15 protein-coding genes are annotated in these 14,130 nt (G+C 52.2%); 7 read left to right on the top strand and 8 right to left on the bottom strand.

Annotated features, from left to right (window positions below; genetic code table 11):
* Positions 1-158: 158 nt before the first annotated feature.
* The 3 genes from BN2591_RS19005 to yghX all read right to left on the bottom strand — a co-directional run bounded on the left by BN2591_RS19005 (position 159) and on the right by yghX (position 4,045).
* Positions 159-446 carry a DUF2623 family protein gene (locus BN2591_RS19005; RefSeq protein ID WP_025263833.1) on the bottom strand — a complete coding sequence of 96 codons (288 nt, stop codon included), beginning with the start codon at positions 444-446 and terminating at the stop codon, positions 159-161.
* 68 nt (positions 447-514) lie between these two features.
* Positions 515-2,164, bottom strand: a complete 1,650-nt coding sequence (locus BN2591_RS19000) for a methyl-accepting chemotaxis protein (protein ID WP_086873408.1) — start codon at positions 2,162-2,164, stop codon at positions 515-517.
* Between the two features lie 987 nt (positions 2,165-3,151).
* Complete coding sequence (gene yghX, locus BN2591_RS18995; RefSeq protein ID WP_086873407.1) at positions 3,152-4,045, bottom strand: YghX family hydrolase; 894 nt, start codon at positions 4,043-4,045, stop codon at positions 3,152-3,154.
* A gap of 165 nt (positions 4,046-4,210) precedes the next feature.
* Here yghX and BN2591_RS18990 point away from each other — a divergent pair, with 165 nt between their 5' ends.
* Complete coding sequence (locus BN2591_RS18990; RefSeq protein WP_086873406.1) at positions 4,211-5,251, top strand: aldo/keto reductase; 1,041 nt, start codon at positions 4,211-4,213, stop codon at positions 5,249-5,251.
* A gap of 41 nt (positions 5,252-5,292) precedes the next feature.
* Here BN2591_RS18990 and BN2591_RS18985 read toward each other — a convergent pair whose 3' ends face one another.
* A complete protein-coding gene (locus BN2591_RS18985) occupies positions 5,293-5,787 on the bottom strand; it encodes a TIGR00645 family protein (RefSeq protein ID WP_017457486.1) in 495 nt (164 codons plus the stop codon).
* 87 nt (positions 5,788-5,874) lie between these two features.
* Positions 5,875-6,381, bottom strand: a complete 507-nt coding sequence (locus tag BN2591_RS18980; RefSeq protein WP_086873405.1) for an ESA_00282 family adhesion-associated protein — start codon at positions 6,379-6,381, stop codon at positions 5,875-5,877.
* Between the two features lie 102 nt (positions 6,382-6,483).
* Here BN2591_RS18980 and BN2591_RS18975 point away from each other — a divergent pair, with 102 nt between their 5' ends.
* The 3 genes from BN2591_RS18975 (at position 6,484) to BN2591_RS18965 (ending at position 8,336) form a co-directional block, all read left to right on the top strand.
* Positions 6,484-6,888 (top strand): hypothetical protein, encoded by a 405-nt coding sequence (locus BN2591_RS18975; RefSeq protein WP_086873404.1) that lies wholly within the window; start codon positions 6,484-6,486, stop codon positions 6,886-6,888.
* Positions 6,881-7,324, top strand: coding sequence for a cytoplasmic protein (locus tag BN2591_RS18970; RefSeq protein ID WP_086873403.1), 444 nt, complete (start codon positions 6,881-6,883; stop codon positions 7,322-7,324). The genes BN2591_RS18975 and BN2591_RS18970 overlap by 8 nt, the downstream gene beginning before the upstream one ends.
* A 115-nt stretch (positions 7,325-7,439) precedes the next feature.
* The gene (locus tag BN2591_RS18965; RefSeq protein ID WP_020455261.1) at positions 7,440-8,336 is read left to right on the top strand and encodes an SDR family oxidoreductase; all 897 of its coding nucleotides are present in this window, start codon (positions 7,440-7,442) and stop codon (positions 8,334-8,336) included.
* A 48-nt stretch (positions 8,337-8,384) separates the two neighbouring features.
* Here BN2591_RS18965 and exbD read toward each other — a convergent pair whose 3' ends face one another.
* Positions 8,385-8,810 carry a TonB system transport protein ExbD gene (exbD, locus tag BN2591_RS18960; protein ID WP_017457481.1) on the bottom strand — a complete coding sequence of 142 codons (426 nt, stop codon included), beginning with the start codon at positions 8,808-8,810 and terminating at the stop codon, positions 8,385-8,387.
* Positions 8,811-8,816: 6 nt separating this feature from the next.
* Positions 8,817-9,548 (bottom strand): tol-pal system-associated acyl-CoA thioesterase, encoded by a 732-nt coding sequence (gene exbB / locus BN2591_RS18955; protein WP_086873402.1) that lies wholly within the window; start codon positions 9,546-9,548, stop codon positions 8,817-8,819.
* A gap of 251 nt (positions 9,549-9,799) precedes the next feature.
* On the opposite strand from exbB, the gene metC reads away from it, so the two are divergent.
* Together metC and BN2591_RS18945 are read left to right on the top strand one after the other, a co-directional pair.
* The gene (gene metC / locus BN2591_RS18950; RefSeq protein WP_086873401.1) at positions 9,800-10,987 is read left to right on the top strand and encodes a cystathionine beta-lyase; all 1,188 of its coding nucleotides are present in this window, start codon (positions 9,800-9,802) and stop codon (positions 10,985-10,987) included.
* A gap of 116 nt (positions 10,988-11,103) precedes the next feature.
* Entirely contained in the window at positions 11,104-11,763 is a 660-nt protein-coding gene (locus BN2591_RS18945) for a DedA family protein (RefSeq protein ID WP_017457478.1), read from the top strand.
* A gap of 34 nt (positions 11,764-11,797) precedes the next feature.
* Here the strand turns inward: BN2591_RS18945 and BN2591_RS18940 are convergent, their stop codons facing one another.
* Positions 11,798-12,697 (bottom strand): AraC family transcriptional regulator, encoded by a 900-nt coding sequence (locus BN2591_RS18940; RefSeq protein WP_086873400.1) that lies wholly within the window; start codon positions 12,695-12,697, stop codon positions 11,798-11,800.
* A gap of 197 nt (positions 12,698-12,894) precedes the next feature.
* On the opposite strand from BN2591_RS18940, the gene yqhD reads away from it, so the two are divergent.
* Positions 12,895-14,058: an alcohol dehydrogenase gene (gene yqhD, locus BN2591_RS18935; protein WP_086873399.1), complete on the top strand. Its 1,164-nt coding sequence runs from the start codon at positions 12,895-12,897 to the stop codon at positions 14,056-14,058.
* The last annotated feature ends 72 nt before the right edge of the window (positions 14,059-14,130 follow it).

The following is a 14,130-nucleotide window of genomic DNA, read 5'->3' as shown; positions in this document are numbered from 1 at the left end:
CATAAAAAACAAGGGTATTATGCAAAAAGCCGGAGAGTGTTGCAGTAGTCACAGAAAAATGAGGGGCTTAGGGGCACAAAACGGCAAAAAAAATGAAAGTCACCCTCGACAAAAGTGACCTTCACAAAAGAGAACGGCATTGTGAGCAAAGCTTATTTTTAGATTTCGAGACGGTAACCCGCCATAAAAAATCGGATCACAGTGCTGGAGTGGCTCTCGCGAAAGAAATCCATCACCATGTCCTTATCCAGCCCGTAGCGACGCGTAAGAATGCCTGCTTCCCACGCGCTGAGTTGACGATCGCCCGTTTTTTCAAACATACGATGCGAAAACCCGAGTACAAAACCACGCTTATAGTCCGGGCAGAAATGCGCCACGTTGCTGGCGCTATCCGCCTGTGCCGCATTCAGCCCGGCCATCAAGCCCTTACCAAAATGGTTATCCATCGTTATCACCCCCACAAACGCTATGTAATAAATTATATAGCGATATTTTGTGGCGGCGATAGCATTGATTAAAACGCGACCCACTCATCCGAAGAGGCTGCCGCTTTACGCGGTGCGCCGCGTGATAAATCCGGTTTTACCAGCGCGGTGGCAGCAGATTTCTGTTGCTCGTCACTGGAAAGGCGGAACTGCTGAACGGAACGCTGCAACTCTTCGGTCTGGCGCTCCAGCGCTGCTGCTGCTGCGGAAATCTCTTCCACCAGCGCGGCGTTCTGCTGCGTTACGCTGTCCATCTGGGTGATTGCCACGCCCACCTGAGAGATGCCTTTGCTCTGTTCATCCGTCGCAGAAGCAATCTCTTTCATAATGGTGGTTACTTCTCTCACCGCCCGCAGGATGCTTTCCATGGTGGTGCCGGTATCATTGACCAGTTTCGCGCCTTTCTCTACGCGGGAAACGGAATCCGCGATCAGCGTTTCGATCTCTTTCGCCGCGCCGGCGCTACGGCTGGCGAGGTTGCGAACTTCACCGGCTACCACCGCAAAGCCGCGCCCTTGCTCACCCGCACGCGCGGCTTCCACGGCGGCGTTCAGCGCAAGAATGTTGGTCTGGAAGGCGATGCTGTTAATCACGTTGGTGATTTCAGCGATTTTCTTCGAGCTGTCAGAGATGCCATCCATCGTGCTGATCACTTCTTTAACCAGCGCGCCGCCTTTGCTGGCGGTGTTCGACGCCACTTGCGCCAGTTCGCTGGCCTGGTTGGCGTTATCCGCGTTCAGTTTTACCGTTGAGGTCAGCTCTTCCATGCTGGCAGCGGTTTGTTCCAGCGCCGCGGCCTGCTCTTCCGTGCGCGAAGAGAGATCGTTATTGCCGGTGGAGATCTCAGATGCCCCGCGCCAGATATTCTCGCTGCCGTGGCGAATGCTGCTCACCGCTTCACGCAGGCTATCCTGCATGGCTAACAGCAGCGGGATCACCTGCCCCACGCAGTTACGCCCCATATCTTCCAGCGGCTGGCTGAGATCGCCCTGCGCCATCAAGCGGAAGTGCGCGCGAATGCGGTTCAGCGGCTTCACCAGCATGGTAACCAGATAGCGGTCGGTAAAGAGCAGGATCAGCAGGCCAATCACCATCGCCACGATGATCGCGGCACGCGTAGTGCTGGTGCGCCCATCGACCATCACGCGCGTCTCGTCGAGGCTGTTGCTGGCGGCTTTGTTAAAGCTTTCCGCTGCGGCGCCAAAACTGCGGCTCAGCCCCGGCGTGACGTTGTTCGCCTGCTGGCGGTACGCGTCTGGCGTGCCTTGCTGCGCAAGCTGCATCTGCGGGGCGACCCCTTGATCCAGCAGCGCCTGCCAGGTGGCAATCACTTGTTCAGAGACTTTCGGATCCATCGGGCCTGGCGATACGGCTTTAAACTCCGTCAGTTTGCGCGACATGGTATCCAGCGCCTGTTGTACCGGTGCCATATCCGGCGAGCCACCCGCAGCTTTGGCTTCCATGACACGGCTAAGACGGGTAACAAATCGGAAGTACTGATCATTACCCTGGCTCAGAAGGGTCATTTGTGTCACGAGCTGGCGATCAACGTCATTGCCCTCCGCCACTTTTGACAGAGAAAAAACGCTATACAGGCCGACGCCAGACCACAGCGCGCCGAAGATCCCAAGGATCACCAGCATCACGGCCCGTATAGTAAAATTGCGAAGCATATTCATAATATTATCCTTGCGGTAATGGTGCTTTCTCGCCTGCGCGCGAGAGTTATCTCCATTTATCGGCAACGTTTGGAAAATATTAAATGTCTGGCTTAAAAATTTTGCGCCAAAACCATTTTTACCTTTTCATTTTTCAGGGGAATTTAAGTCACGCCAGGGAAAGTTACCCTGCTAACTTATTTGTCATAAAAGCTTTTCTGGAAGACGATGAAACTCAACAAAGAAATAAAAACAATTCATTGATATTAAACATATTTTTATTATTTAAATTATTTAGAAAATAAAGTTATTGTTATTACAAAACAAGACGCAGATGAATAAAACGAAAGACCAACAAAATTAAAACCTGAATTAAAATAATAAAATAACCAGCCAAAATATAACAAAAACAAGACATCATCATGCCATCCATCGGCTTATTCTCTTCACGTTTAAAAATTCCGATAAATATCATTAAACATTGACTGAAAAACCATTAAAAAACATAGTTAAGTATTATTTAAATATTTGTAAAGCGAGGTTAAAGGAGTTGGTTTTTTATGCAACAATCAGGTGTCGCCAGCCAGATACGCATAAAGGAGTAAAGGCGAGACGCCTTTGTTCATGCGGCCTGTAGCGATGCTGTCTGCTACGCATTTGGCGATGGCATTCATCAGCGTGGGGGAGTCGCGATCCTCGCCCGGATATTTTTGTATACATTGATAAATATTATGATTAGTTCGCAATGATTACAGCCGCGGCGTTTTTATCGGCATTTTTCCAGGAATTTTCGTAGAGAAAAGTCGGCTTTTAAAGTAAATCAAAGCGACTATTTTTTCTGAAACAAGAAAAAGTAAAAACAATCACACTGCGTGACTTAACTATTTCTATCTATTTGGTCGAACAATAATTTCAATGCAACACAAACCAACAAACGATTAAATCAATAAACTCAAAAAATTCAGCATAGTGACCCATTTTGCGTTTTCGGCGTCCTTGCCCGTCTCATCACACCGGGTGCAAATAGGTTTTAAACCAGTCGAGTGTCCGTTGCCAGGCCAGTTCAGCCGCCGCCTGGTCGTATCGCGGCGTCGAATCGTTGTGAAAACCGTGGTTAACGCCGGGATAAATCCACGCCTCGTACACTTTTTGCCTGGCCTTTAACGCCTGCTCGTACGCAGGCCAGCCTTCGTTGATGTTCTTGTCCAGCGCAGCGTAATGCAGCAACAGCGGCGCATTGATTTTCGCGACATCCGCCGCCGGAGGTTGCCGGCCATAAAAAGGCACCGCGCACGCCAGTTCCGGGTAAGCCACCGCCGCCGCGTTTGACACGCCGCCGCCATAACAAAAACCGGTGATCCCCACTTTGCCCGTCGCCTGCGGGTGCTTTTGCATAAACTCGATGGCGGCAAAGAAATCATTCATCAGTTTTGTCGGATCAACTTTCTGCTGCAATGCGCGACCTTCATCATCATTACCCGGATAGCCGCCCACGGAGCTTAAACCGTCCGGAGCCAGCGCAATGTAGCCTGCTTTGGCGACGCGGCGAGCCACATCTTCGATATACGGGTTCAGGCCGCGATTTTCATGCACGACCACCACTGCCGGTACTTTACCCGGTGCTTTTGTCGGTGTGACCAGGTAGCCACGCACATCGCCGTGCCCGTTCGGCGACGGGTAAGTGATGTATTCCGAATGAATGTCCGGATCGGTGAATTCCACTTGCGTTGCCAGCGCGTAGTTCGGTTTCAGCAAGTTGAAGAGCGCCAGCGCCGTCATGCCGCCAACGGCATATTTTCCCGCCAGCTGTAAAAATTCACGCTTATTGATCTTGCCGTGCGCGTAGTAGTCGTAGTAATCGAGCAATTCCTGCGGAAAATCTTTCGCCGTTAAACGCGTCATCGGTTATCCCCTCTTTTTATGCCTCTCTAAGCAAAGCATAGCGCTCCGCTTTTCGCTCAAAAAATATCCAGACACAACCTCACCTTTTGATGTACCGAAAACAGACGTAAGATAGAAACGTTGTTTCGAATTTTCATCGATAAGATTAAAAAGAAAGGAGACATCATGCCTGGTTTCGCCAACCCGAATCGCTACGAACAGATGCAGTACCGGTACTGCGGCAAAAGCGGCCTACAACTGCCCGCGCTTTCGCTCGGTTTGTGGCACAGTTTTGGTCACGGGCACGCCCTGGACTCACAGCGCGCCTTGCTGCGCAAAGCATTTTCCCTCGGCATTACCCACTTTGATTTAGCCAATAACTATGGACCGCCTGCCGGTAGCGCGGAGGAGAATTTTGGCCGCTTGTTACGTGAGGATTTTGCCGCATACCGCGACGAGATCATTATCTCCACCAAAGCCGGTTACGATATGTGGCCAGGGCCGTATGGTTCCGGCGGTTCACGCAAATACCTGCTCGCCAGCCTCGATCAGAGCCTGAAGCGGATGGGCGTTGAGTACGTTGATATCTTTTATTCGCATCGGGTTGATGAAAAAACACCCATGGAAGAGACGGCATCCGCATTGGCGCAGGCGGTGCAGAGCGGTAAAGCGTTGTATGTCGGCATCTCTTCCTATTCCACCGAGCGCACACAGCAAATGGCGGCGCTGCTGCGCGAATGGAAAATCCCGCTGCTTATCCATCAACCCTCTTACAACTTGCTGAACCGCTGGGTGGATAAAACCGGCCTGCTGGATACGCTGGAAGATAATGGCGTGGGTTGCATTGCCTTTACCCCGCTGGCACAAGGGCTGCTGACAGGGAAATATCTGAACGGCATTCCGGAAGGTTCTCGCATGCAGCGTGAAGGCAAAAAAGTGCGAGGTCTGACGGAGAAGATGCTGACAGAGAGCAACCTCAGCAGCTTGCGCTTGCTCAATGACATGGCGCAGCGCCGTGGTCAGTCGATGGCGCAAATGGCGCTGAGCTGGCTGTTAAAAGATGCGCGAGTCACGTCGGTGCTGATTGGCGCAAGCCGTCCGGAACAGCTGGAAGAGAACGTTCGGGCATTGAACAACCTGAGTTTCAGCAGTGAGGAGTTAGCGCAGATCGACAAGCACGTTGCCGATGGCGAGCTGAATCTGTGGCAGGCATCTTCAGATAAATAAAACGGTAATGCCGGGCGGCAGAACGCGGCCCGGCAATGCACTCAGTGTTGGTGGCGGGTTAATCGGTCCAGGTAGCCCATCACAAAAGCGGAAAGCACAAACGTCAGGTGAATAATCACATACCACATCAGTTTGTTATCCGGGACGTTTTTGGCATCCATAAAGACGCGCAGCAGATGAATCGACGAAATGGCGACAATCGACGCGGCCACTTTGTTTTTCAGCGATGTGGCGTCCATTTTGCCAAGCCAGTTCAACTTCTCTTTATGCTCTGCGATATCGAGCTGTGAGACAAAATTTTCATAGCCGGAAAACATCACCATCACCAGCAAACCACCCACCAGCGTCATATCCACCAGCGACAGCAGCGTCAGGATCAGATCCGCTTCCGCCAGATTGAAGATGTTGGGCAGGACGTGAAAAATCTCCTGGAAGAATTTTACCGTCAGCGCAAGCAGGGCGAGAGAGAGGCCGAAGTAAACCGGGGCGAGCAACCAGCGCGAAGCGTACATTGCGTTTTCCAGAAAGCGTTCCATGTTGCGTAAAGTCTCTTCAGATTGCTAAACCGGCGCTCAGTATATCCCAGCCAGGCAAACAATTTGCAACACTAAAGCAACACGGCGCTACACCTCGTCGGGGTTGACCCACGGACGTTGATTCTCGGGCCACACCAGTACGACCAGCGCCGGATACGCTTCCATACTGAATTCACGAAAACACTGACGCAGGTTGAGCACATCCAGATCTGAATGCGGGACTTTTTCACCATTTACGCAGCGCTTTTTTATATTGTCGTAATACTTATACACCGCAGAATTCAGATCGCTACAGCGACGCTGCGCTTCAAATAACCCAGGCGTACTATTTAATTCCGCCATATTCATGCGCTTAATTGTCGCATGAAGAAAATCTATATATTCATGATTAACGCGCCAGTACCACACCGGAGTAATCGCATTCATTAACGCGGAGAAATGATCTTCCCCCTCCTCTTTTGACAACGGCTGTGGTGGTAAAGGCAAATTGTCAATTTCACTAAGGGGAGCTTTTTTATTGTACTCGCGCATCAATAAAAGAACGCCGCCCGTCAGCAGCAATAAAGCAATAACAGAATAAAAAATACTGTTCATGAGCAGGCTCCTTTTTTTTGATTTTAAAAGTGCGTCATGATATTGTCAACGAACCTCACGCCTGAACACCCTCTTCCCTGTTGATATTAAAGGACATTGGAAATGCTTCCCGAGAATCTTGTCCCGGCACGATTTCACATTTCTGCCGTTGAAACCAAGCCTGGAGAAGAAGGAAAAGAGCCTAATTTAACTCAGGGTAAAAGAACACTCGCTGAACATGCTAACGATATATTAGCGAATGCCAACCGTACCGGGCAGTCGAGAAATATGCTGCTGGAAGAACGCGACCGCCATATAAAAGAGCGGTTATTGCGTGTGGTAAAAATCGAGACCTTCGCACGTTTACTTAATGATTTACAAGCCGAAGGCGAGATAGATGCCCAAACATTAAGCCAAATAATTGCGGATAAAACTCAGCAAATAAATGAAGCCGGTAATGAGATTTGGCTTAATCTCATTACCCGAGAAAAAGATACGCCCATATTTTATAAGTTCGGGGATGAATAACGTGAAAGAGGTCGACAATAATAACGTCTATTTAGCTTTAGAAGAGAAAAAAAGCGATGAATTTATCTTAAAGCAAAATAAAGAAGCCCTGATATTAAGTAAAAACGAGGCTATTGAGCGAATCGCGCGTGAACTGGTTTCTATTCCTGCGGCGCTGGTGCGCCTGAAATGGCAGAATCGTCGCGAAATTTATCCCTTACAGGTGAAAGAAGAGATTTATGGTGCGGTGATCGAGGCCATCATCGCGCAGAAACCAGAGTTGCGGGACAAAATCATGGGGCGCCTGGAGGCGAACTATCAATACATTCTGAGCCGCGAAACCGCGACGTTACGCCTGAGCCGCAAACTAAGCGATGGCAAATACCGCACCTCGAATGTAACGACCGTGGCGCTGGAAGAAGACGCGGCGGCAAAACAATCCGCCAACATCAAATAGCCCTTTACCTTTCGCACGCTGATACATTTCGCCTCAAGATAATCCTGAATTAGTCTGCATTTTCAGCTCAGGCTTCTACCCTTAAGTACTCAACAACCGATATGGAGGGTACGTAATGGCGAATAACCAGACGAAAATGCAGGATCCCACCACGCAGTATTACACTGGCGAATACCCGAAGCAGCGGCAACCCACGCCAGGCGTACAGTCGAAGATGGATCCCGTTCCCGACTGCGGCGAGAACAGTTACGTCGGTAGCGGGCGGCTAAAAGATCGCAAAGCGCTGGTGACCGGCGGCGATTCCGGTATTGGCCGCGCGGCGGCTATTGCTTATGCGCGCGAAGGCGCAGATGTCGCCATCAACTATTTGCCTGCGGAAGAGGAAGACGCACAGCAGGTGAAGGCGCAAATCGAAGCCGCCGGGCGCAAAGCGGTGTTAATTCCCGGTGACCTGACCGATGAATCTTTTGCCCGTTCGCTGCCGCATAAGGCAAAAGAGCAGCTTGGCGGGCTGGATATTCTGGCGCTGGTAGCAGGCAAACAAACTGCCGTGGAAGAGATTGCCAACCTGACAACGGAGCAATTTACCCAAACCTACACCGTTAACGTGTTTGCGCTGTTCTGGATCACCCAGGAAGCCGTACCGCTGCTGCCACCGGGCGGGAGCATCATCACCACCTCGTCCATTCAGGCGTATCAACCCAGCACGCATCTGCTGGACTACGCTTCAACCAAGGCGGCAATTCTCAATTACAGCCGCGGACTGGCGAAGCAGGTCGCGGAAAAAGGCATCCGCGTTAATATCGTCGCACCAGGACCAATCTGGACGGCGCTGCAAATTGCCGGCGGTCAGCCGCAAGAGAAACTGCCGCAGTTTGGCCAGCAAACGCCAATGAAACGTGCCGGGCAACCTGCGGAACTGGCGCCTATTTATGTCTATCTGGCGAGCCAGGAATCAAGCTACGTCACGGCCGAAGTGCATGGCGTGACGGGTGGCGAACACCTCGGATAACAGGCATAAAAAAAGCTGGCATTCGCCAGCTTTTTTATTGAGTCAGTATTACTTCGCTTTCGCGACTTCTTCGCCCACCAGACCGATCTTCAGATATCCCGCCTGATGCAGCGTATCCATCACCTTCATCATCGTTTCGTAATCCACGGTTTTATCCGCGCGAAAGAAAATAGTGGTGTCTTTTTTCCCTTCGGTTAGCGTATTCAGCGCGTTAACCATCGTTTCATCGGTAACCTGATCGTTACCAATAAACATGGTGTTATCTGCTTTTACCGACAGATAAACCGGTTTTTCCGGGCGCGGTTGCGGCTGGCTGGTCGATGCCGGCAGGTTAACTTTCACATCGACCGTGGCAAGCGGCGCGGCCACCATAAAGATAATCAGCAGCACTAACATCACGTCGATAAACGGCGTGACGTTGATTTCATGCATTTCGCCGTTATCGTCCAGGTTTTCATTAAGACGCATTGCCATGGCGAATCAACCTACTCGTAATTTTTGCGCGGTACGAACCGGCTGAGCGTTGCTGGCGGCCAGATCCAGATCGCGGCTTTGCAGCAGCAGAACCTGCGCGGCAACATCGCCAAGCGTTGCTTTGTAGCTGGCGATCATACGGGCGAAGATGTTGTAAATCACTACCGCCGGGATAGCAGCAACCAGACCGATCGCCGTGGCCAGCAGCGCTTCTGCGATGCCCGGCGCGACAACCGCGAGGTTGGTGGTTTGCGTCTGCGCAATACCGATGAAGCTGTTCATGATGCCCCAGACGGTACCAAACAGGCCAATAAACGGCGAGATCGCGCCAATCGTTGCCAGATAGCCGTTCCCGCGCCCCATATGGCGACCAGTGGCGGCAACGCGGCGTTCCAGACGAAAACCGGTGCGCTCTTTAATGCCTTCGTTATCTTCGCTGCCTGCGGATAACTCCAGTTCGTTCTGGGCTTCGTTGATCAACATTGTGCTCAGGCTACGCGCGTGGAAAGCGGATGCAATTTCACTCGCCTGATCCAAAGAGCGCGCTTCAGCCAGTTGCTGCTGCTCACGCTTGAGTCGACGTTTGTGTGAAATCATCTCAACGCTTTTGCTGAAGAAAAGCGCCCACGTGACGACCGACGCCAGAATCAGGCCGATCATCACCACCTTCACAACGATGTCGGCATGCTGGTACATGCCCCACACGGATAGATCCGTCTGCATCAAATTATTACCCACAGTGTATCTCCGAGACGCAAATCACAAAATCTGTGCGTCATGATATCAAAAAGTCGTCGAATTGATAGTAGTTCTCATTAGTATTTGCATAGTGCCTGAATTAAAAGCCATTTTCTTTGCGCTTACGCAGTAAACAAACTCCATTGAACATTTTCTGGAAAAAATTCGCTCACTGACATAACACTGCGAGGCATCCGTCGACAATCATGGTAGTCTGGACATCCAGACGTATAAAAACAGGTTGAGCGACAATGACAGCAAAGCATCTTGATACCGCTCTGGTTAACGCAGGGCGCAGCAAAAAATACACGCAAGGGTCGGTGAATAGCGTTATCCAGCGCGCTTCTTCGCTGGTATTCGACACCGTTGAAGCCAAAAAACACGCAACGCGTAACCGCGCCAACGGCGAGCTGTTTTACGGGCGTCGCGGCACACTCACGCACTTTTCGCTGCAAGAGGCGATGTGCGAACTGGAAGGCGGCGCGGGTTGCGCGCTTTTTCCCTGTGGCGCTGCGGCGGTGGCCAACACCATTCTGGCGTTTGTTGAACAAGGCGATCATGTGTTGATGACCAACACCGCCTATGAACCCAGCCAGGATTTTTGCACCAAAATTCTCACCAAACTGGGTGTCACCACCAGTTGGTTCGACCCGATGATCGGCTCCAGCATCGTGCGGCTGATTCAGCCGAACACCAAAGTGGTGTTCCTGGAATCGCCCGGCTCAATCACTATGGAAGTTCATGACGTTCCGGCGATTGTGCAGGCGGTGCGAAGCGTTGCGCCAGAAGCCATTATCATGATCGATAACACCTGGGCGGCGGGCGTTCTGTTCAAGGCGCTGGAATTTGATATTGATATCTCGATTCAGGCGGCGACCAAATACCTGATTGGCCACTCGGACGGCATGATCGGTACAGCGGTATCCAATGCCCGTTGTTGGGAACAACTGCGCGAAAACGCCTATTTGATGGGGCAAATGGTGGATGCCGACACGGCATATATGACCAGCCGCGGTCTGCGCACGCTGGGCGTTCGTCTGCGTCAGCACCACGAAAGCAGCCTGAAAATTGCCGAATGGCTGGCCGCACATCCGCAGGTTGCGCGCGTGAATCACCCGGCGCTTCCCGGCAGCAAAGGCCACGAGTTCTGGAAAAGGGATTTTACCGGCAGCAGCGGCTTGTTCTCGTTTGTGCTCAATAAGCGCTTAAGCAATGAAGAGTTAGCCAACTACCTCGACCATTTTTCGCTGTTCAGCATGGCGTATTCCTGGGGCGGTTACGAATCGTTGATCCTTGCCAACCAGCCAGAGCAACTGGCGGCGATTCGCCCGGATGGGGACGTGGATTTCACCGGTACATTAATCCGGGTGCACATTGGTTTAGAGAATGTTGACGATCTGATTGAGGATTTAGTGGCGGGCTTCCAGCGCATCGTGTAAACCAGGCTTACGGGCGTAAGTATTCAGAAAATTCTCGTTTCTTGCGCCCCCGATCAAGGTGTTTCAGGCGAACTGGAGTACAATAGCCTCCTCTACGCGGTTCCACGGGAAAGTCCATGGCTGTTATTCAAGATATTATTGCTGCGCTCTGGCATCACGACTTTGCTGCGCTGGCAAATCCACATGTTGTGGGTGTTGTTTATTTAGTAATGTTTGCCACCCTCTTTTTAGAAAACGGCCTGCTTCCTGCTTCGTTTTTACCCGGTGACAGTTTACTGCTGCTGGCCGGTGCGCTGATTGCGCGCGGCTGCATGGATTTCGTCGCGACGTTAGCCATCCTCACTTCCGCCGCCAGTCTCGGTTGCTGGCTGAGCTATATCCAGGGCAAATGGCTTGGTAATACGCGCGTGGTGAAAAGCTGGCTATCGCAGCTACCGGTGAAATACCACGAGCGTGCAACCTATATGTTTGACCGCCACGGTCTGCTGGCACTGCTGGCGGGACGTTTCCTCGCCTTTATCCGCACCCTGCTGCCAACGATGGCGGGCATCTCCGGCCTCTCTAACCGCCGTTTCCAGATATTTAACTGGCTGAGCGGGCTGCTGTGGGTCGGCGCGGTGACCTCGCTGGGCTACGCCATCAGCATGATCCCGTTTGTAAAACGCCATGAAGATCAGGTGATGACATTCCTGATGCTGCTGCCGGTGTTCCTGCTGGTTGTCGGCCTGGTTGGCGCGGTCACGGTGGTGCTGAAGAAAAAGTACTGCAACGCATAATGCGTTCCCCTCTTCGCCATGAAGAGGGGACGTTTTACATTCCCTGCATCATGCGAATTCTCGCTACATCTTCTCCCGGCGTCAGGCCAAAATAGCGCTTAAACTCACGACTAAATTGTGACGGGCTTTCATAGCCAACACGCATGGCCGCCGCCCCGGCTTTCATGCCATCGTGCACCATTAACATGCGTGCTTTATGCAGGCGGTAGGTTTTCAGGTATTGCAGCGGCGAGGTGCTGGTCACCGATTTAAAGTTATGGTGAAACGCCGAGACGCTCATATTGGCTTCCGCCGCCAGTTGGTCAACGCTGAGGTTTTCCGTGTACTGGCTTTCGATGCGTTTGAGGACGCGGCTTATCAGGCTGAAATGCGTCTGTCGGCTGACTAACGCCAGCAGCGCCCCACCGCGCGGCCCAGTCAGCACGTGGTAGAGCATTTCACGGATAATCTGTTTGCCGAGGATACGCGCATCCAGCGGGCGCTCCATCACATCCAGCAGACGCTCGGCGGCACAAAGGATCTCTTCCGATAACACCGCCGAGTTAATGCCGCTTGCCGCCACATCCGGGCGAAAATGCTCATCTTCGCCGATATCCATTAACAGTTCCTGCAATTGCAGGATATCGACATTCAAACGGATACCCGCCAGTGGCACGTCCGGCGTGGCGAAGGTTTCACACTCAAACGGCAGCGGCACGGTCAGCAGTAAATATTCATTGGTGTCATAACGAAAGACTCTTTCATTGATATAACCAATTTTGTGACCGGAAAAGAGAAAAACGATGCCAGGCTGATACATCACTGGCGTACGGGTTCCCGGCTGAGTACCGTACAGCAAGCGGATATCCGGCAGCAGTGCATTGAGCCTATTTTCATTCACTTTCAATCGCTTAATCTTTTCAGTGAGCTGCAGGCAAATCTCTTCACGCTTCATTTTTCGCCACTCCGGCAGGCTATTTCGACCCGTACAGTGTGCAAACTTTTGTGCTTTTTCTCCAGTCATATGGAGAAACAGGCAAGACATCGGCAGGAATGTGCATTGAGAGCGCGGTTGCCCGCGCCCACAATGATCGCCACTGGGCAAATCACCGCCGCACTCTTTTTTTCACCTCACTAAGAAGGGAACGAGCAATGAACAATTTTAATCTGCATACCCCGACCCGCATCCTGTTCGGCAAAGGTGCCATCGCCAATCTGCGCGAGCAAATCCCGGCTGGCGCTCGTGTCTTGATCACCTACGGCGGCGGCAGCGTGAAGAAAAACGGCGTGCTCGACCAGGTTTACAGCGCGCTGCAAGGTCTGGATGTGCGTGAATTCAGCGGCATCGAACCGAACCCAACCTACGAAACGCTGATGAAAGCGGTACAGGTTGTTAAAGATGAAAACATCACCTTCCTGCTGGCGGTCGGCGGCGGTTCCGTGCTGGACGGCACCAAATTTATCGCCGCTGCGGCGCACTATGCCGAGGGCGTTGATCCGTGGCACATTCTGCAAACGCGCGGCGGCGAAATTAAAAGCGCGATCCCGATGGGTTCCGTGCTGACACTACCGGCGACCGGTTCCGAGTCCAACGCGGGCGCAGTGGTGTCACGTAAAGCGACCGGCGACAAGCAGGCGTTCCACTCCCCGTTCGTTCAGCCGGTCTTTGCGGTGCTGGATCCGGTCTACACCTACACCCTGCCGCCGCGCCAGGTGGCGAACGGCGTGGTCGATGCCTTTGTTCATACCGTTGAGCAGTACGTCACTTATCCGGTCAATGGCAAAATTCAGGATCGCTTTGCCGAAGGCATTCTGCTGACGCTGATTGAAGAAGGCCCGAAAGCGTTGCAGGAGCCGGAAAACTACGATGTACGCGCCAACGTGATGTGGGCGGCGACACAAGCGCTGAACGGCCTGATTGGTGCAGGTGTGCCGCAGGATTGGGCCACGCATATGCTGGGCCATGAACTGACAGCGATGCATGGTCTTGATCACGCACAGACGCTGGCGGTGGTTCTGCCTGCGCTGTGGAATGAGAAACGCGACACTAAACGCGAAAAACTGCTGCAATACGCCGAGCGCGTCTGGAACATTACTGAAGGTTCTGAAAGTGAGCGCATTGATGCGGCTATCGAAGCCACGCGCAACTTCTTCGAAAGCATGGGTGTTCCGACCCGTCTTTCCGGTTACGGCCTGGATGGCAGTTCCATTCCGGCACTGCTGGCGAAACTGGAAGAGCACGGCATGACGAAACTGGGCGAACGCCAGGATATCACGCTGGATGTGAGCCGTCGTATTTACGAAGCGGCACGCTAAGGTCGTATTGCCCCGCCTTCCGTTTTTGGTTTTTTCGACCACACTTAATGCACATCACCTTACCGGGCTCGT

Source organism: Kosakonia pseudosacchari (assembly GCF_900184035.1).
Lineage (GTDB): Bacteria > Pseudomonadota > Gammaproteobacteria > Enterobacterales > Enterobacteriaceae > Kosakonia > Kosakonia pseudosacchari.
Note: the sequence above shows the minus strand (reverse complement) of the source record. Positions and strands in the feature narration are given on the sequence as shown.

Bases quoted from the DNA above. Each gene is read 5' to 3' on its own strand.
- BN2591_RS18980 (WP_086873405.1), bottom strand. From the start codon at position 6,381: ATGAACAGTATTTTTTATTCTGTTATTGCTTTATTGCTGCTGACGGGC.
- BN2591_RS18965 (WP_020455261.1), top strand. From the start codon at position 7,440: ATGGCGAATAACCAGACGAAAATGCAGGATCCCACCACGCAGTATTAC.
- BN2591_RS18975 (WP_086873404.1), top strand. From the start codon at position 6,484: ATGCTTCCCGAGAATCTTGTCCCGGCACGATTTCACATTTCTGCCGTT.
- yghX (WP_086873407.1), bottom strand. From the start codon at position 4,045: ATGACGCGTTTAACGGCGAAAGATTTTCCGCAGGAATTGCTCGATTAC.
- yqhD (WP_086873399.1), top strand. From the start codon at position 12,895: ATGAACAATTTTAATCTGCATACCCCGACCCGCATCCTGTTCGGCAAA.
- BN2591_RS19000 (WP_086873408.1), bottom strand. From the start codon at position 2,164: ATGAATATGCTTCGCAATTTTACTATACGGGCCGTGATGCTGGTGATC.
- metC (WP_086873401.1), top strand. From the start codon at position 9,800: ATGACAGCAAAGCATCTTGATACCGCTCTGGTTAACGCAGGGCGCAGC.
- BN2591_RS18945 (WP_017457478.1), top strand. From the start codon at position 11,104: ATGGCTGTTATTCAAGATATTATTGCTGCGCTCTGGCATCACGACTTT.
- BN2591_RS18990 (WP_086873406.1), top strand. From the start codon at position 4,211: ATGCCTGGTTTCGCCAACCCGAATCGCTACGAACAGATGCAGTACCGG.
- BN2591_RS18940 (WP_086873400.1), bottom strand. From the start codon at position 12,697: ATGAAGCGTGAAGAGATTTGCCTGCAGCTCACTGAAAAGATTAAGCGA.
- BN2591_RS19005 (WP_025263833.1), bottom strand. From the start codon at position 446: ATGGATAACCATTTTGGTAAGGGCTTGATGGCCGGGCTGAATGCGGCA.
- BN2591_RS18985 (WP_017457486.1), bottom strand. From the start codon at position 5,787: ATGGAACGCTTTCTGGAAAACGCAATGTACGCTTCGCGCTGGTTGCTC.
- exbD (WP_017457481.1), bottom strand. From the start codon at position 8,810: ATGGCAATGCGTCTTAATGAAAACCTGGACGATAACGGCGAAATGCAT.
- BN2591_RS18970 (WP_086873403.1), top strand. From the start codon at position 6,881: ATGAATAACGTGAAAGAGGTCGACAATAATAACGTCTATTTAGCTTTA.